Genomic DNA, 17158 nt, shown 5'->3' on the forward strand with positions numbered 1-17158 from the left:
CCGGGTCGGTTTCGCACCGCGCGCGCCTTATAAAGGGGCGCCAGGATCCCGCTCAACGGGATGTGGCGGCACGCAAACCGCCACGGGGGAGTTGTCTCGCGGCGGGGATGATGCCATCTGGCGGGAGATCATTGCAGGACGCCGCCCATGGATACCACCACCGATCGCAGCTTCCGTCCCGGACCGCGTGCCATGAACTGGCTGATTGCGATCGGCATGGGCGCCACCGGCTGGGCGATCTATGTGCGCTATATGATCATCGAGCCGTCGGTCGTGGGCCTCGCCTGCGATGCCGGGCTCGCCACCTTCCAATGCAAGCTGCGCGCGGCCACCATCGCCCTGTTCGGCTGGTCGGTGTTCGGCGGCATCGCCCTTGCCGCGGCGCTGGTGCAGCTCCGGCGGCCGCGCCTCGTCACCTTCGCCGTCGGCATCGCGTTCGCCGGGATCGCGCTGGTGCTTTACAACAATATCGCCGGGGCGATCGCGGCGATGCTGCTCATCCTGTCGCTCGCGCGGCCCGGACCCGCCACAGCGTAGCGGCAAGCGCCAGGCAGATCAGGCCGAACCAGAGCGCCTGCCAGTTCTGAAGCGTTTCGTTGAGGGGCACGAAGAGGCCCGCAACCAGCAGCCACCAGAAAGCGGTGCGCTCCGCCATGCCCGCCCCCGCACCGGCCGGCAGGCGCAGAAAGGCGAACACCGCAAGCGCCGCCGCGACCGGCGTCAACGCATTGATCGGAAAGTCCTTGTAGCGCGGATCGAACACCAGTTCGAACGCCGCTTCGCCGATGGCGAGGACGCCGAGCGCGAAGACGGCCGCAGCGGCCACCGCAAATCCGTCCGCCTGCCGGCGGCGCGCCCCGTCGAGCACGGTGGCAAGCGCCGGCAGCCGCACGCCGGCGCCGATGGCGGCGGGGATGATTGCCATCGCCGCGAGCGAGACCGCGACGAAGGCGAGATTGCGCGTCCAGCCGATCCAGCCGAGGCTCTCCAGCGGCAGCGCCGCGAGCGCCGGCCCGAACGTCGCCCCGCCGGCAAACGCGATCACAGCGACCGCCAGCCAGTCGCGCGGACGCACGCTCTTCGCCCGCTTCTTGGAGCCGTACAGCGCAGCGCCGAAGGCCAGCACCACGATCGCGACGCCCGCCGCCGCCTGGCCGCGCCAGAAGGGATGATCCATGACCGGCTCGCCCCAATGGAACTTGGGTTCGCGCGTTCCGGCGTCGATCAGGCCCCAATGGCCGCCCACCGTGCCCTCGTTCGCCCGCTTCCAGGGCTGGTCAAAAGCCTCGATGACATTGACCCGATAGCCCTTCTCCTTCGCGAGCTTCAACAGCTCGTGCATCACGAGCGCCTGTTGAGAAGGCGCGGGAAGAGCCCCTTCGCGCATGCGCCCGGCGCTCGGCCAGCCGGTCTCGCCGATCAGGATCTCCTTGCCGGGAAACATCTTCGCCACATGCTGGCGCGTTTCGTCGATATGCCGCGCCGCCTGATCCGCCGCCACCGGCAGGTCCTCCCAATAGGGCAGGATATGGACGGTGATGAAATCCACGTCCGCCGCGAGGGCCGGCGCGCGCTCCCAGAACTCCCAGACGTCGGCATAGGTGACGGGGGTCGCGCCGACGCGGGATTTCACCTCACGCAGGATGGCGGAGATATCGGAGGAAGACAGTTCGCCGCGCAGCATCACCTCATTGCCGACGATCACCCCCTGGATCACGTCGGGATATTGCTGCGCCAGCCTCACGCCGGCCTCGATCTCGATCCGGTTCTTCGGCCGCTCGGAGCCGAGCCAGATGCCCTGGAACACCTTGAGACCGTGCTTGCGGGCGAGCGGAGCCACCTTGTCGAGCCCCATTTCCACCGAATAGGTGCGCACGCAATCGGTGATCTTCGCCAATTGCGCGAGATCCTCGTCGATCTGCCGTTCGGGAATCACCAGCCCCGCCATCATCGGCGACTGGCCGTCTCGGAACGGAGCGTACGAGACGCATTGCAGCTTTTCCCCGGCGGCCAGGGGCGACGGCGGCATGGTCACGGGCCGCCCCATCCAGCCGGCAAGCCCCACCACCGCCGCGCCCACCACAAGTGCCAGCAAGAGCGGCAACCGCAAAGAGGATGTCATGAAATCTCCCGAAGCCTGGGGCGGCAGCGCATGTCCAGCGACATAAAGCTTCACGACAACCCTGTGAAGCCATTGCGGTGCAACCAGGGCACGGGATAATCCTGCCCCGGTGCGACGCTGCCCGACGCCGCGTTTGCGCTGCGTCCTCATGCTGACAAATTCCCGACATTCTCCTAAGGTGCAGCCGCGGATCGTCTTCCGCCTTTCAGCCTTCGAACCCAATGGCCAATATGGACCGTTTCCGTCTCACGCTCCTCGCGGGCGCCCTGTTCCTCGCGTTCGCCGGTCCCGTTTCCGCCCAATCGCAGGGAACCGACCAGAAGCCCGCCACTCCCGCCGAGCAGATCACGCCGGAACAGCAGGCGGCGCGGGATGCCCAGCGCCGGTCCGTGGAGGAATTCACCGAAGCCGCGAAGCTGCCGGGCAATGCCGGTCTGCCGGAATGCGTCTGGACGGGGCGGCGCATTGCCGCGCTGCTGTGGCGCGACGATATCGACACCGCGCGCCGCCACCTGGACATGTACGAGCGGTTCGGCTGCCCGACCGAGCACCTCAAGCTCGCGTTCCGCTGCCTGGTGCGCCAGGGCAACATCGATCAAAAAGCGCAGGAGCGGCTCGGCGCCCGGGTTCATCAATGTTGGGTTAACCCCGACTATGTTGCTGCACCAGCGCAATAATTACATCACGGCGGGGCCTCCGGGCCGCCCAGCGGCCGCCATACTTCCCATTTACCTCTTGATTTGAGAGGTTTAGTGTCTCGATGCAGTGCCGCGAAGGCGGCGCTGCCGACCTTGGGGCAGGTCGAAAGGGTGCTCCGTAGCTTAAGATCAGGAACCGACGTCTTAAGCCTGCGTTAACGGTTCGATTTCCCTTTCGAGTGGGTCTCCGCCAATGCGTCCCGGCCTTGCTGCTGCTGCAGCCATCATCACGGTTGTGATCGGATTTCACGCCGCGATCTGGTATTCCGTGCGCCCGGAAGTTCACGCTCCGGGCGTCACGGAGCGCTTTTCGAGCCTGTCCTTCGCGCCCTATAGCCGAGACGTTCGCCACCCCGACAAGGGCCCCCCGGTGACGGCGGAGCAGATTCGCTCGGACGTGAATGCGGTGGCCGACTACACCCGCGCCATCCGCACCTATTCCTCCACCATGGGCCTGGAGCTGATTCCCGCGATCGCCGCCGAGCGCGGGCTGAAGGTGACGGTCGGCGCCTGGATCGACAAGGACGAGACCCGCAACGAAAAGGAAATCCGCGCCGCCGTCGATCTCACAAAGCGCAATCCCAACGTCGAAGGCCTGGTGATCGGCAACGAGACCATCTTCCGCGGTGAGAAGAGCGCGGGCGAGATGGCCGAGCTGATCCGCAAGGTGAAGCGCGAGACCAGCACGCCGGTCACCACGGGCGAGATCTGGAACGTCTGGCTCGACCATCCCGAGCTGGTGTCGGCGGTCGATTACATCGCCGCGCACATTCTCCCCTATTGGGAAGGCGTGAGCGCCGAGCAGGTCGTGGACCGCTCCATCGACATCTACAACCGCTTGCGCGCCGCCTATCCCGGCAAGCGCATCGTGATCGCCGAGTTCGGCTGGCCGAGCGCCGGCTTCAACCGCGACGGGGCGGTGCCGGGCGAACTTGCCCAGGCGAACGTGATCCGCACCTTCACCGCGCGCGCCGAAGCCCTCGGCATCGAATATAATATCATCGAGGCGTTCGACGCCCCCTGGAAGAGCTTCGAAGGCTCGGTGGGCCAATATTGGGGCGTGTTCGACGCCAACCGGCACCTGAAGTTCCCGCTGACCGGCCCGATCGTGCCGAACACCTTCAACCAGACCGCCATTCTCGCGCTGCTGCTGGGCCTCGTGTTCTCGCTGCCCATGCTGCGCGCCTCGCAGACCGTGACGGTATCGCAGGGCGCCGTGCTCGCGGCCGCGGCCAACGGCGTCGGCGCCTGGGTCGCCCTGGTGTTCAACCATTGGGCGACGCATTACGTCACCGGCGGCAATTACGTGACGCTGCTGCTCTCCGTCGTGCTGCTCGTGCCGCTGGTGATCGTGCTGCTCTATCGCATCGAGGAGCTGGCCGCGGTCGCCTTCGGCCCCACCCCGCGGCGCCTGGTGGAGGCGCGGCCCGCCGCCACGCTCTCGCGCCACCCGAAGGTGTCGATCCACATCCCCGCCTATCGCGAACCGCCGGAAATGCTGAAGCAGACCCTGGATGCGGTGGCGCGGCTGGATTATCCCAACCTCGAATGCGTGGTCGCGCTCAACAACACGCCCGACCCGGCGATGGTGGAGCCGATCCGCGCCCATTGCGCCGCGCTCGGCGAGCGGTTCAAGTTCCTGAACCTCGAGAAGATCAGCGGCTTCAAGGCCGGCGCCCTGCGCATCGCGCTGGAGCACACCGCCCCCGACGCCGAGATTATCGGCGTGATCGACGCCGACTACGTGGTGGCGCCCAATTGGCTGAAGGATCTCGTGCCGGTGTTTGAGGATCCCACCGTGGGCCTCGTCCAGGCGCCGCAGGATCATCGTGACGGGCATCTCAGCCCCATGCACGAGGCCATGAACGCGGAATATGCCGGCTTCTTCGACGTCGGCATGGTGCAGCGCAACGAGGATGACGCCATCGTCGTGCACGGCACCATGTGCCTGGTGCGTCGTGCCGCCATGATGGAGGCCGGCTCCTGGTCGTCCGACACGATCTGCGAGGATACCGACCTCGGCCTGACCATCGCCGAGAACGGCTGGAAGACCCATTACACCCGCATCCGCTATGGCTGGGGCCTGCTGCCCGACACCTTCGAGGCGTTCAAGAAGCAGCGCCACCGCTGGGCGTACGGCGGCTTCCAGATCATTCGCAAGCATTGGTCCCGCTTCCTGCCCGCCCGTTCGCGCCTGACCACGGCCCAGCGCCGGCACTTCCTGCTCGGCTGGGTCGCCTGGCTGGGCGCCGAATCGGTGGGCGCGCTCGCCGCCATCCTGTCGCTGCTGTTCGTGCCGTTCGTGTTCGCCTTCGGCATCGCGGTTCCGGCCCACATCCTCACCCTGCCGATCATCGCCACCTTCGTGGTCTATGTTCTGCACTTCGTGGCGATGTACCGCATGCGGGTGGCCACCACGCCCTTGCGCATGCTGGGCGCGGCGATCGCCGCCATGGCGGTGCAGTTCACGGTCGCCAAGGCAGTGTTCGACGGCTTCCGCTACAAGGATCTCGCCTTTGCCCGCACTGCCAAGGGCGGCGGCTGGCTCTCGGGCGCGGCCCGCTCCTTCCCGGCCCTGCCCGAAGCGGTGGTGGGCAGCTTGCTGCTGGTCTCGGGCGTCACCCTGCACATGACCAACTGGCATGTGGTGCGCGAGGTCGATCTCTATGCCCTCGCGCTGGTGGTGCAGAGCCTGCCGTTCGTCGCGGCGGCGCTGATCGGCCTCGGCGAAACCTCGCGTCTGAACGATTTCGCAACCTGGCGCGCCATGAGAACCCGCATCGCGACCGTCGCCCGCCGCCTGCCGGCAGTCGCCGACTGAGCCTGCGGTGGAGGCCCCCTGACGGAACGCCCGGCCCTGCGCCGGGCGTTTTCGTTTGCGCCCCCTTCGGCCGGTTTCCGGCCGGAATGAACGCCGATTTTCCCGCGTCGCGGCAGGGGATTGAGCGGGGACGCGCGAAAAATCGGCGTCCGCCGGCACAATGGAATCCAGGCGCGGCAAAGGGTTTCACGCTAGTTCACCGCGTGTTGCGCCCGTTAAGGGCATGGTCACGCTTGCGGCAAAATTGGGGAGGGTTTACGACTGCGCGCCAGACCCTTCGCATCCGCGAAGGTGGTACCATTTCCCCGCCTACAGATGGGAGACTTTATGGACGCCACCACCAAAACCGCAGGTTCAGCCGCCAAGCTGACAGTGGGTGAGAAGAGCTGGGACCTGCCGATCAACGGCGGCACCATCGGCCCCTCGGTCGTCGACATCTCCAAGCTGTATGGCCAGACCGGGATGTTCACCTACGACCCGGGCTTTACCTCCACGGCGTCGTGCGAAAGCAAGATCACCTATATCGACGGCGACGAAGGCGTTCTGCTTTACCGCGGCTATCCCATCGAGCAGATCGCCGAAGGCGGCGACTTCCTGGAGACCTGCTATCTCCTGCTCTATGGTGAACTGCCCACCGCCGCGCAGAAGGCCGATTTCGATTATTCCGTGACCCGTCACACGATGGTTCACGAGCAGATGACCCGGTTCTTCCAGGGCTTCCGCCGCGACGCCCACCCCATGGCCATCATGGTGGCCTCGGTCGGCGCGCTCTCCGCCTTCTATCACGACTCGACAGATATTTCCGACCCGCAGCAGCGCCTGATCGCGTCGATCCGCATGATCGCGAAGATCCCCACCCTCGCCGCGATGGCCTATAAATATTCCGTCGGCCAGCCGTTCGTGTATCCCCAGAACTCGCTGGATTACACCTCGAACTTCCTGAACATGTGCTTCGCCGTTCCGTGCGAGGATTACAAGGTGAGCCCGACGCTCGCCCGCGCCATGGACCGGATCTTCATCCTCCATGCCGACCACGAGCAGAACGCCTCCACCTCCACCGTGCGTCTCGCCGGCTCCTCGGGCGCCAACCCGTTCGCCTGTATCGCCGCCGGCATCGCCTGCCTGTGGGGACCGGCCCATGGCGGCGCCAACGAAGCCGCGCTGAAAATGCTCACGGAAATCGGCCGTCCCGAGCGCATTCCGGAATTCGTGAACCGCGCCAAGGACAAGAACGATCCGTTCCGCCTCATGGGCTTCGGCCACCGGGTCTATAAGAATTACGACCCGCGCGCCAAGATCATGCAGCAGACCTGCCACGAGGTTCTCGCCGAGCTCGGCATCAAGGACGATCCGCTGCTGGACGTCGCCGTGGAGCTGGAGCGCGTGGCGCTGCACGATGAATATTTCATCGAGAAGAAGCTCTATCCCAACATCGATTTCTATTCCGGCATCACCCTGAAGGCGATGGGCTTCCCCACCACCATGTTCACGGTGCTGTTCGCGGTGGCCCGCACGGTCGGCTGGATCGGCCAGTGGAAGGAAATGATCGAGGATCCGGGCCAGCGCATCGGCCGTCCCCGTCAGCTCTATACCGGCGCCGAGCGTCGCGACTACGTGCCGATGGCCAAGCGCAAGTGAGGCGAGCGCCGTGAGCCCTTCGGGGCCCACGGCTGCCGGCCTGTGCCGGGCTCCGCACGCGCATTAAGAGCGCGCGGATGAAGAGCCCGCGGATAACACAATAAGAAACGCGGCCGAAAGCCCGCGTTTTGCGTTTCAAGGGCGTTGCACTGGAACGACGTCCTCTGGGACTTTGCGCTGAAACGACAGGCGCCGATCAGCGGCGGGCGGCCGCCGTGGCGAGCACGACCCGCGCGGCGCGCAGGCTCGGGGCTTCGTCCTGTGCGCCGAAAATATCGTCGAGGCGCGCGAATGCCTCGATCTGCCGCTCGCGATCCGCGCCGTCCTTCAGCAGCCGGCCAAGGGCGCCGGAAAGCCGTTCGGGCGTGCAATCATGCTGGAGGAATTCCGGCACCACATTCTCCCCGAGAATGAGATTGGGCAGGATGACGCTCGGCAGTTTCAGGATATAGGGCGCGATCACCGCCTCCCACGCCGCCACCTTATAAGCGGCGATCGTGGGCACGCCTGAAAGCGCCAGTTCCAGCGTCACCGTGCCGGAGGCCGCGAGCGCGGCCCGCGCCATGCGGAACGCGGCATATTTCTCGTCCGGATCGGTGATGATGCGCGGGCGCACCGGCCAGTCGGCCACCAGCGCCTCGACCATGGGCAGCAGCCGCGGCAGCGTGGGCAGTACCGCTTCGAACGGGCGCTGGCTTGCCAGGTGCCCGAGCGCCTGCCCGAACACCGCGCCCAGCCGCTCCACCTCGCTGCGCCGGCTGCCCGGCAGGACCAGCACCAGCGGCGGCTCGTGCGCGGGGCGCGCTTGCGCCGCACCCGCCCGCAGTTCGGCAAGCCGCTCCAGCAGCGGATGGCCCACATAGGTCGTGGGCGGCCCGCCGAGCCGCAGATGCACCTCCGGCTCGAACGGAAGCAGGGCCATCAGATGATCGATGGACGGCCGCATGGCCTTCGCCCGGCCCGGCCGCCACGCCCACACCGTGGGCGAGACATATTTCACAATCGGGATCTGCCCGTTGCGTCGTCGCACCCGCGCCGCCACGCGATGGGTGAAGTCCGGCGCATCCACCAGCACCAGCACATCCGGCGGGGCCGCGCAGATCGCATCGACCGTCTCGCGCAGGCGCTTGAGGATGGTGGGCAGCTTAGCGAACACCTGTCCGAAGCCGATGGCGGTAAGATCATCCATGGGGAACAGGCTGACGAGGCCGGCCGCCTGCATGCGCGGCCCGCCGACACCTGTGAAAGCCACCCCCGCCGGCGCGAGCTGGCGCAAGCCGGCCATGACCGCGCCGCCCAGCACGTCGCCCGATTCCTCGCCCGCCAGGATGAACACGCGCAGCGGGCGCGCCGGCAGGCCGGTGCTCACACCCGTCCCCCCGGCGCGACGCCGAGCACGAACAGACCCGCCGCATCGGCCGCGCGGATCAATTCCTGCGGATCGGGAACAATCACGCCGCCGGCCTCGAAGGCGATCCCCGCGAGTCCCGCCTTGGCGGCGCAGGTCACAGTGGCAGGGCCGAGGGAGGGCAGATCCACCCGGCGATCCTGGTCGGGCTTGGGCGCCTTCACCAGCACGCCCGCGCGCATGGGAAAGCGCAGCCGCCCGCTGGTGCGCAGCGCCTCGTAGCGCGCGAGCACGGCATCCGTGCCCTCGGCGGCCTCCACGGCGGCGACGAAGCCGTTCACCACGATGACCCCCTGCCCCACGTCGAACGGGCCGAGTGTGCGCACCACCGAAAGGCCGAGCGTGATATCGGCTTGCTGTTCGGCGCTCGGCTGCACATGGCCGAGCACGCCTTCCGGCAGCAGCAGGCCGGGCACCGCCTCGTGCGCGCCGATAAGATGAAAGCCCTGCTCCGCCACGAGGCCCAGCACGCCCGACAGCAGATGATTGTCGCCGCCGCGCAGCAGCCGCGCGATGCGCGGCAGCAGGCGAATGGTGGTCCAATCAAGCCCCAGGTCGGACAGGCGCGGGCGGGTGAGCGTTCCCACCATCACCACGTCGCGCACGCCCCGCGCGCGCGCCACGGCGGAGACGCTGCCGAGCGAGCCGAGGCGGAACCAATGGTGGGGATAGCGTTCCAGCGCCGGATCGGCGAAGCCCTTCATGAGCAGGAGCAGGACGTCGCGGCCCTGCGCCCGCACCGCCTCCGCCACCGCCGCCGGGAACGCGCCGCCGCCGGCAACGATGGCCAGCGGCCCTGCCTGAACCGGGGCCTTGGCACCCGCCCCCGGCGTGTCGTCGGCCGGGGGGAGGCCCTGTGCCGCAAGCCCTTGCTGTGCCGGCGCCGGGCTCACCGGCTCATTCCTCGTGCACGACGCCGCGCGCGGGCTGGCAGAGCGCGCGGTTCTTTCCGGCGTCGATGAAATCCACAATCTCGCGTGCGAACGGGGAGGCTTCGGTCTGTTCGCGCAGCCGCGCGAGACGTTCGGCGAACACGCCGGTGCCGAAGAACAGATCGCGATAGGCGGCGCGCGCCGCATGCAGATCCGCCCGCGTGAAGCCGCGCCGCTTCATGCCGATGGTGTTGAGCCCCACGAGGCGCCCGGCCTGGCCGAGCACATAAGCGTAGGGGATCACGTCCTCGCGCACGCCGGTGATGCCGCTGACCATCACCTGGGCGCCGATGCGGGTGTATTGATGCACCGCGCACAGGCCGCCGAGAAACACGTGGTCGCCCACGTCCACATGGCCGCCGAGGGTGGCGTTATTGGCGAAGATCACGTGGTTGCCGACGACGCAATCGTGCCCCACATGGGCGGCGGTCATCAGCATGCAGCCATCGCCGATGCGAGTGACGCCGCGCCCGCCGGCGGTGCCGATATTGGCCGTCACATGCTCGCGGATCACGCAATCCACGCCGATGGTGAGTGCGGTGCGCTCACCCTTGTAATGCACGGATTGGGGCGGCGTGCCGAGCGAGGCGAACGGATAAACCTCCGTGCGCGCGCCGATGGTGGTCTGCCCCTGCACGTTCACATGGGAGATCAGCCGAACGCCGGCATGCAGCGTGACGTCCGGCCCGACGGTGCAGAACGGGCCGATCTGGACATCGTCGGCGAGAATGGCGCCGTCGGAAACACGCGCGAGAGGGTCGATCAGGGGCACATCAGAATCCGGTAATCATCGCGCCAAGGCGCGCCTCGGCGACAAGCTCGCCGCCCACTTTCGCCTCGCCGCGATACCACCACATGTTGCGGCGCCGCGAGATCTTGGTCATGTGATATTCCAGCACGTCGCCCGGCACGACCGGACGGCGGAACTTGGCCTCGTCGATGGTCATGAAATAGACCAACGGCGGCGGCAGGTCCGCCGGCCGCTCGGGCTTGGAAAGAATGCAGATCACGCCGGCGGTCTGTGCCATGCCCTCGATGATCAGCACGCCGGGCATCACCGGATTTCCCGGGAAGTGGCCCTGGAAATGCGGCTCGTTGACCGTCACGTTCTTCACGCCGACGCAGGAATTGTCGCTGTCGATGCGCTCCACCCGGTCCACCAGCAGGAACGGATAACGATGCGGCAGGCACTGGAGGATCTTTTGCAGATCGGCGCTCGTGAGCACCTTGCATGCGGCGGTTGCGGCATCGGCCGAGAGCGCCTCGGGGCTGCTGCTGGCTTCGCTCATTGGTCCCCCCCTTCGTCGCTGCGACGGGCGCTTGCTTGCCCCAATTTCTTCAGCGCGGTCAATTCCCGAAACCATTCGCGCACGGGCTTGGCCGGCGATCCGCCCCAGCGCACGCCGGGGGGAACATCGTCCTTCACGTTGGACGAGGCCGCGATCTGGGCCGCATCGCCGATGCGCACATGGCCAATCACGCCCACCTGGCCGCCCAGCATGACGAAATCGCCGAGCGTCGTGCTGCCGGAAATACCGGTCTGCGAGACGATCACGCAATGGCGGCCGATCACCACATTATGGGCGATCTGCACGAGATTATCGATCTTGGTGCCTTCGCCGACCACGGTATCGCGCAGGGCACCGCGATCGATGGTGGTGCCGGCTCCGATCTCCACATCGTCCTGGATCACGACCCGGCCGATCTGCGGCACTTTGAGATGGCCGCGCGGGCTCGGCTGATAGCCGAAGCCGTCCTGGCCGATGCGCACGCCGCTATGCAGAATGACGCGGTTGCCGACCAGGGCGTGGATGAGCGTCACGCCGGCGCCGACCGCGGTTTCCCGGCCGATGCGCACCCCAGCGCCGATGACCGCATTGGCGCAGATCACCGACTGCGCGCCGATCTCCACGTCCGGCCCGATCACCGCGCCGGGATCGACGGTCACGCCGTCTTCGAGCCGGGCGGTGGGGTGAATGAAGGCGCCGGGCGCAATGCCCTGGTGGCCGAACACGGGTTGCGGCCGCAGCGCGGTCGCGAACAGGGTGCGGGTGACATTGACGAAAGCCAGGGCGGGACGCGGCGACACCAGCACGATCAGGCCGGCCGGCGCGCCTTCCGCGAGCTTTTCGGTGGTGATGCAGACGCTGGCCCGGGTCGCCTCGAACTCGCCGCGATAGCGGGGCGCATCGAAAAAGGCGAGATCGCCGGGCCCGGCGTCGGCGAGGGTCGACACCCCGCGGACAAGAGCACCCTCGGGCAGGTCGCCCGCCAGGGTGCGCGCTCCGCTCAGTGCCGCAACCTCCGCGAGGGTCAGCGGTGACGGCAGGGGAAAGAAGAGAGGATCGCTCATATTTTAGATACGCTGCGGGCGTCAGACGGAACGACCGCCGACGCCCGCATAAGAGGACAGGATTAGAACTTGGTGCCGCCGGAGAAGCGGAACGCCTGGTCCTTGTCGTAGGCCTGCTGGCTCAGCACCCAGGCATAATCGAAGCGCAGGGGGCCGAACGGCGACTGCCAGATCAAGCTTGCGCCAACCGAAGACCGGATGCCGTTGTCGTCGAACACGCAGACATTGCCGGTCGCGTTCTGGGCACCCGCCGGGCAGGTGTACGGCGCCGGGGCGCCCGCAAAGGTGGTCTGGCCCTGATAGTCGAACAGCGAGCCGGCGTCCGCGAACACCGCGGCCTTCAGGCCGATGTCCTTGGGCAGGAAGGCCAAGGGGAACTGAACTTCAGCCGACAGACCCCAGTAGGACGTGCCGCCCAGCGAGTCCTGGGAGAGCGAGGCCATGTCGCGCGGGCCGATACCGTTCGGAGCAAAGCCGCGCACCAGGTTCGGACCCATGAAGAAATTGTCCATGATCCGCAGGTCCTGGTCGCCCCAGGCGTTCACGTGACCCGCCTGACCGTGCACCAACAGCACCCAGTCGCTGATCAGCGGATAGTAATAGCGGACATCAGCCGAGGTGCGGATGAAGTTCACGTCGCCGCCGAGACCGGCGAAATCCTGCTTCAGTTCCGCATAGAGGCCGGAGGTCGGGTTGATGTTGCTGTCCAGCCCGTTGAAGGAGAGCGTGTAGCCCGCCGCCGACGTGATGGTTGCACCCTGCGCCACCGCCTCGATGATGGCCCACGAGGCCGTCCCCGCGCAGGTCAGGAAGGGGTCGCCCCACACCGCGCAATCGAGGTTGATTTCGCGCTGATAGAGATTGTAGCGCAGCGCCAGGGTGATTTCGTCGGTGATCGGCAGACCGAAGCGGAAGCCCCCACCCAGCGTGCTGGTGTTGTAGGAGGTGTAGCTGGTTGCGCTGGTTTCCTTCCAATAGAAGTCAATGCCAGCGGAGAGCCGATAGCCGAGGAAGTAGGGCTCGGTGAAGGAGAATTCCGCGCCCTGGGCGTTCTGGCCGAAGGAGCCGGAAATCTTCACATACTGGCCACGGCCGAGGAAGTTCTTCTCGCCCAGGGACACTTCGGCGATGAAGCCGTCCGAGGTCGAATAGCCGCCCGACACCGAGAACTCACCCGTCGGCTGATCTTCCACATCCACCACCAGGATGATGCGGTCAGGCGCCGAGCCCGGCTCGTTGGTGATCTTGACGCTCTTGAAGTAGCCGAGGTTGCGCAGGCGGCGCTCGGCGCGATCGACCATCACGCGGTTGTAGGCATCGCCTTCGCCGATATCGAATTCGCGACGGATGACCCAGTCGCGGGTACGGGTGTTGCCGCGCACCTCGATGCGCTCGACATAGACCCGCGGCCCTTCTTCCACCACGAACAGCACGTTGATGCGCTTGTTCTCGAAGTCGCGATCGCCGCGCGGCCGCACCTGGGCGAACGCATAGCCGCTCTTCGACACTTCGATGGTGATGTTCTCGACCGACTTCTCGACCAGCTCGGCATTATAGACCTGGCCGTCGCTCATGCGCAGCGCGTTGCGCAAGTTGGCGGCCGGAACGTCGCGGATGTTGGAGACCACATCCACCTTGCCGAAGCGGTATTGCGCGCCTTCGTCCAGGGTGAAGGTGATCACGTAGCCGGCCGGCGAGCCGCTCGTTGCGGGCACGAGTTCCGCCGTGGCGGCGACGATGCGGAAGTCGGCATAGCCGTTCTTCAGATACCAGCGGCGCAGCAATTCCTGGTCCGCATTCACGCGGTCCGGATCATAGACGTCCGTGGACTTGAGGAAGGACAGCCAGTTGGTGGTCGTCGTGGTGATGACGTCCTTCAGCTTGTAGTCCGAGAACGCCTTGTTGCCGACGAACTTGATGTCCTTGACGCCGACCTTCTCGCCCTCGGTGATCTCGAACACCAGATCGACACGCCCGTTGCCGCGATCGATGGTGACGGGATTGACCTTCACGTCGGTCCGGCCGGCGCGGCGATAGACTTCGATGATGCGCTGGGTATCCGCCTGCACCACCGCCTTGGACAAGGTGCCGCGGGGCTTGGACTGGATCTCCGCCAGCAGCGCGTCGTCCTTGAGCTTCTTGTTGCCCTCGAAGGCGATGCGGTTGATCACCTCGTTTTCGGAGACGCGCACCACCAGCCGGCCACCCTGCTGGGAGATGTTCACGTCCGAGAACAGGCCGGTCGCATAGAGGGCCGCGAGGCCTTCGTTGATCTTGGCGGGCGAGAGCGACTCGCCCGGCTTCACCGCGAAATAGGACCGGATCGTCGCCGCGTCGACGCGGCGATTGCCTTCGACCACGATGTTCGAGGCGGATTGAGCGGCCGCGGGACCGGCGATGAGGATGGAACCGGCGGTCGTCGCCATCGCGGCGCTGAGCGCGATGCCGAGGACGGCGGCCAGTTTCACGATGACTCGGACCCGAGAAGTCATATGGCGCGCAACCTTGAATTCGTTGTTCTCAAACCCGGGCGCCTGGGCGCTCGGATTCTCACCGTCGAGGCGCTTGTACAGGCTTTTCCCCGCACTGCAAACGCCTGTCGAACCAGCGGCTTCCGCTTTTCCGCCGACCGTGGCCGCTGCGCCACGACTGGCCCCTTCGTCACATGGTGGCCAAGTGCAGCACGTCGTTCCATGTGGCAAAAACCATCAGCATCAACACAATGGCGAGGCCGATGCGAAAGCCGATATCCTGCGTGCGGGCGCTGAGCGGCCGCCCGCGCACCGCTTCAACAGCGTAGAACAGCAGGTGCCCACCGTCCAACAGCGGGATCGGAAAGAGGTTAAGAAGACCGATCGAAACCGAAAGAACCGCCGCAAGGGACAGAAGCGCACCGATTCCATAGGTGGCTACCTGCCCCGACACCTGGGCGATGCGGATCGGGCCTCCCAGCTGATCGGCCGATTCCCGCCCGGCGATCAGGCCGCCGAGATAGTCGAAGGTGCGCGCGACCACGAACCAGGTCTCCTGCGCACCCATGGCGACAGCCTCCACCGGGCCATAGCGGCGCGTGCTCACATCGGCGGCCGCAAGCGAGCGGGAAATGCCCAGCAGGCCCATCTTGTGGGCATTGCCGAACGCGTCCTTCACCTCGCGCAATTGCGGGGTCGCGGTCAGCGAAAGCTCGGCATTGCCGCGCTCCACCTTGAAGCTCAAGGCCTGGCCGGCATTGGAGCCGACAATGCGCTGCATGTCGGCGAAACTCTCCACCGCCGTGCCGTCGATGCTGAGGACCAGGTCGCCGGGCACGAATCCGGCCTGCTCGGCGGCACTGCCGGCGGCCACCTGATCCACGCGCGGCGCCGTCACCTGGCGGCCGAACACCATGAAGACCATGGAGAAGATGACCACCGCCAGGAGGAAATTGGCGATCGGCCCGGCCGCGACGATGGCGGCGCGCCAGGCGAGCGGCGCGTAGAAGAAGCTTTCCTTGCGCTCTTGGGGCGTCATCTGCCGCAGCTTTTCGGTGTTCGGCGTGCTGGCCGCGTCTTCATCGCCGAAGAATCGCACATAGCCGCCGAGCGGTACGGCGGCGAGGCGCCAGCGGGTGCCGTGGCGATCGTTGAAGCCGGCGATCTCCGGGCCGAACCCCAGGGAGAAGGTCAAGACCCGCACGCCTGCACGCCGCGCGACCCAGAAATGGCCGAGCTCGTGAAAAAATACCACCAGGGTCAGCACAAAGAGGAACGGCACCACATAGCCAAGGAGCGAGGTGCCCCAGGCGCCCAGACTCGCAAACACTTCCATCGTCCGTTCCTCGCGTGCGCCGCGCCGGCCCGTGGCGAAGCGCCGCGCAGCCGATGGCACCGAATGTTGGGCGAAGGTCGCGCCTTGCGGCCTTCGCGATCCACAGGAGATGAGGCCGAATGCCCCAGCGCTGAGCCTTAGGATGCCTTTGCGGCAAACTTAGGCAAGGGCGAAAGCGATAATCGGTTGGAACCGGTCTCAGGCGACGGCGGCGGCCGCATATTTCGGCAGCAGGGACACCGCGACGCGGCGCGCCTGCGCATCGAGCGCCAGCGCCTCTTCGAGGGAAGCCGGAGGGCCGTCGGCGGGGAGCGTCGCCAGCGTCTCCTCGACAATCGCCGCGATGCCGAACATGCCGATCGCACCTTCAAGGAAGGCGGCGACGGCGATCTCGTTGGCGCCGTTGAGGATGGTCGGGGCGCTGCCGCCCGCTTCCATCGCTTCCATCGCAAGACGCAGGGCGGGGAATCGCTCCAGGTCCGGCGCCTCGAAGGTCAGCCGGCCCACCTTGGTGAGGTCGAGCCGGCGGCAGGAGGTTTCCAGCCGCTCGGGGAAACCGAGGCAATGGGCGATGGGCACGCACATGTCCGGTACGGCAAGTCCTGCGACCACCGATCCGTCGCGGAACGAGACGAGGCCATGCACCACCGATTCGGGATGCACCACCGCGTCCAGCTGGGCGGCCGGGATGGCGAACAGATGGTGCGCTTCGATCAGCTCCAGCCCCTTGTTCATCAAGGTGGCGGAATCGATGGTGATCTTCGCGCCCATGGACCAGTTGGGATGCTTCAGCGCATCGGCGGCGCGGGCACGGGCAATCTGCTCGCGCGGCGCGGTGCGGAACGGGCCGCCGGAGGCGGTGATGGTCACACGCTCCACATCCGCCCGCGGCCCGGCGCCGAGCGCCTGATAGATGGCGTTATGCTCGGAATCCATCGGCAGCAGCATGGTGCCGGTGCGCGCGGCCTCGGCGATGAAGAACGCGCCCGCGGCCACGAGACATTCCTTGTTGGCCACCGCGAGCCGCCGGCCCGGCCCGAAGGCCGCGACGGTCGGCGCGAGGCCGGCCACGCCGGAAATGGCGGCCACCACGAGATTCGCCTCGCGCTGGGCCGCCTCGATGATGGCCGAAGGCCCCGCCCCGGTTTCGATTCCCGTGCCCGCGAGCAGTTCGGCCAGTTCCGCGCCCTTGGCGGCATCGGCGATGGCGGCGAAGCGGACGTCGAGGTCGCGCGCGACCTGCGCCAGGGCCTGGGGATCGCGCCCACCCGCGACCGCTTCCACGCGATAGCGGCCGGGTGCTTCGCTCAGCACCTTCACCGTGCTGCGGCCCACCGAGCCGGTGACCCCAAGGATGGAAATGACGGTCATGGCAAGAG

General features: G+C 66.8%; 13 protein-coding genes. 4 read left to right on the forward strand and 9 right to left on the reverse strand.

The window, feature by feature from the left end; all coding sequences use genetic code 11:
- Window positions 1-147 precede the first annotated feature (147 nt).
- Entirely contained in the window at window positions 148-537 is a 390-nt protein-coding gene (locus tag V5F84_RS14835) for a hypothetical protein (protein ID WP_394043751.1), read from the forward strand.
- Here V5F84_RS14835 and V5F84_RS14840 read toward each other — a convergent pair.
- Complete coding sequence (locus tag V5F84_RS14840; protein WP_394043752.1) at window positions 497-2122, reverse strand: glycoside hydrolase family 17 protein; 1626 nt, start codon at window positions 2120-2122, stop codon at window positions 497-499. The genes V5F84_RS14835 and V5F84_RS14840 overlap by 41 nt on opposite strands.
- Before the next feature lie 221 nt (window positions 2123-2343).
- Between V5F84_RS14840 and V5F84_RS14845 the strand changes: the two genes are divergently transcribed.
- The 3 genes from V5F84_RS14845 (at window position 2344) to gltA (ending at window position 7279) form a co-directional block, all read left to right on the forward strand.
- Window positions 2344-2799, forward strand: coding sequence for a hypothetical protein (locus V5F84_RS14845; RefSeq protein ID WP_394014902.1), 456 nt, complete (start codon window positions 2344-2346; stop codon window positions 2797-2799).
- Between the two features lie 214 nt (window positions 2800-3013).
- Window positions 3014-5641 carry a glycosyltransferase gene (locus tag V5F84_RS14850; protein WP_394043753.1) on the forward strand — a complete coding sequence of 876 codons (2628 nt, stop codon included), beginning with the start codon at window positions 3014-3016 and terminating at the stop codon, window positions 5639-5641.
- Between the two features lie 327 nt (window positions 5642-5968).
- Window positions 5969-7279 (forward strand): citrate synthase, encoded by a 1311-nt coding sequence (gltA, locus tag V5F84_RS14855; protein WP_394043754.1) that lies wholly within the window; start codon window positions 5969-5971, stop codon window positions 7277-7279.
- A gap of 196 nt (window positions 7280-7475) precedes the next feature.
- Here the strand turns inward: gltA and lpxB are convergent, their stop codons facing one another.
- From lpxB to dxr, 8 genes are all read right to left on the reverse strand, one after another.
- A complete protein-coding gene (gene lpxB / locus V5F84_RS14860) occupies window positions 7476-8648 on the reverse strand; it encodes a lipid-A-disaccharide synthase (RefSeq protein WP_394043755.1) in 1173 nt (390 codons plus the stop codon).
- Complete coding sequence (locus tag V5F84_RS14865; RefSeq protein ID WP_394043756.1) at window positions 8645-9580, reverse strand: LpxI family protein; 936 nt, start codon at window positions 9578-9580, stop codon at window positions 8645-8647. The genes lpxB and V5F84_RS14865 overlap by 4 nt, the downstream gene beginning before the upstream one ends.
- A 4-nt stretch (window positions 9581-9584) precedes the next feature.
- The gene (lpxA, locus tag V5F84_RS14870) at window positions 9585-10391 is read right to left on the reverse strand and encodes an acyl-ACP--UDP-N-acetylglucosamine O-acyltransferase (protein ID WP_394043757.1); all 807 of its coding nucleotides are present in this window, start codon (window positions 10389-10391) and stop codon (window positions 9585-9587) included.
- A 1-nt stretch (window position 10392) separates the two neighbouring features.
- Entirely contained in the window at window positions 10393-10908 is a 516-nt protein-coding gene (gene fabZ / locus V5F84_RS14875) for a 3-hydroxyacyl-ACP dehydratase FabZ (RefSeq protein ID WP_394043758.1), read from the reverse strand.
- Window positions 10905-11972, reverse strand: coding sequence for a UDP-3-O-(3-hydroxymyristoyl)glucosamine N-acyltransferase (gene lpxD, locus V5F84_RS14880; RefSeq protein WP_394043759.1), 1068 nt, complete (start codon window positions 11970-11972; stop codon window positions 10905-10907). The genes fabZ and lpxD overlap by 4 nt, the downstream gene beginning before the upstream one ends.
- 62 nt (window positions 11973-12034) lie before the next feature.
- A complete protein-coding gene (gene bamA / locus V5F84_RS14885) occupies window positions 12035-14464 on the reverse strand; it encodes an outer membrane protein assembly factor BamA (protein ID WP_394043760.1) in 2430 nt (809 codons plus the stop codon).
- A gap of 169 nt (window positions 14465-14633) precedes the next feature.
- A complete protein-coding gene (gene rseP / locus V5F84_RS14890; RefSeq protein WP_394043761.1) occupies window positions 14634-15779 on the reverse strand; it encodes an RIP metalloprotease RseP in 1146 nt (381 codons plus the stop codon).
- Between the two features lie 198 nt (window positions 15780-15977).
- The gene (gene dxr / locus V5F84_RS14895) at window positions 15978-17150 is read right to left on the reverse strand and encodes a 1-deoxy-D-xylulose-5-phosphate reductoisomerase (protein ID WP_394043762.1); all 1173 of its coding nucleotides are present in this window, start codon (window positions 17148-17150) and stop codon (window positions 15978-15980) included.
- Window positions 17151-17158: the final 8 nt, after the last annotated feature.

The organism is Roseixanthobacter liquoris, from assembly GCF_043195135.2.
Classification (GTDB): domain Bacteria; phylum Pseudomonadota; class Alphaproteobacteria; order Rhizobiales; family Xanthobacteraceae; genus NCEH01.

Coding starts and splice junctions, on each gene's coding strand:
- V5F84_RS14850 (WP_394043753.1), top strand. CDS start 3,014: ATGCGTCCCGGCCTTGCTGCTGCTGCAGCCATCATCACGGTTGTGATC.
- fabZ (WP_394043758.1), bottom strand. CDS start 10,908: ATGAGCGAAGCCAGCAGCAGCCCCGAGGCGCTCTCGGCCGATGCCGCA.
- dxr (WP_394043762.1), bottom strand. CDS start 17,150: ATGACCGTCATTTCCATCCTTGGGGTCACCGGCTCGGTGGGCCGCAGC.
- V5F84_RS14835 (WP_394043751.1), top strand. CDS start 148: ATGGATACCACCACCGATCGCAGCTTCCGTCCCGGACCGCGTGCCATG.
- gltA (WP_394043754.1), top strand. CDS start 5,969: ATGGACGCCACCACCAAAACCGCAGGTTCAGCCGCCAAGCTGACAGTG.
- bamA (WP_394043760.1), bottom strand. CDS start 14,464: ATGACTTCTCGGGTCCGAGTCATCGTGAAACTGGCCGCCGTCCTCGGC.
- V5F84_RS14840 (WP_394043752.1), bottom strand. CDS start 2,122: ATGACATCCTCTTTGCGGTTGCCGCTCTTGCTGGCACTTGTGGTGGGC.
- lpxD (WP_394043759.1), bottom strand. CDS start 11,972: ATGAGCGATCCTCTCTTCTTTCCCCTGCCGTCACCGCTGACCCTCGCG.
- V5F84_RS14845 (WP_394014902.1), top strand. CDS start 2,344: ATGGCCAATATGGACCGTTTCCGTCTCACGCTCCTCGCGGGCGCCCTG.
- rseP (WP_394043761.1), bottom strand. CDS start 15,779: ATGGAAGTGTTTGCGAGTCTGGGCGCCTGGGGCACCTCGCTCCTTGGC.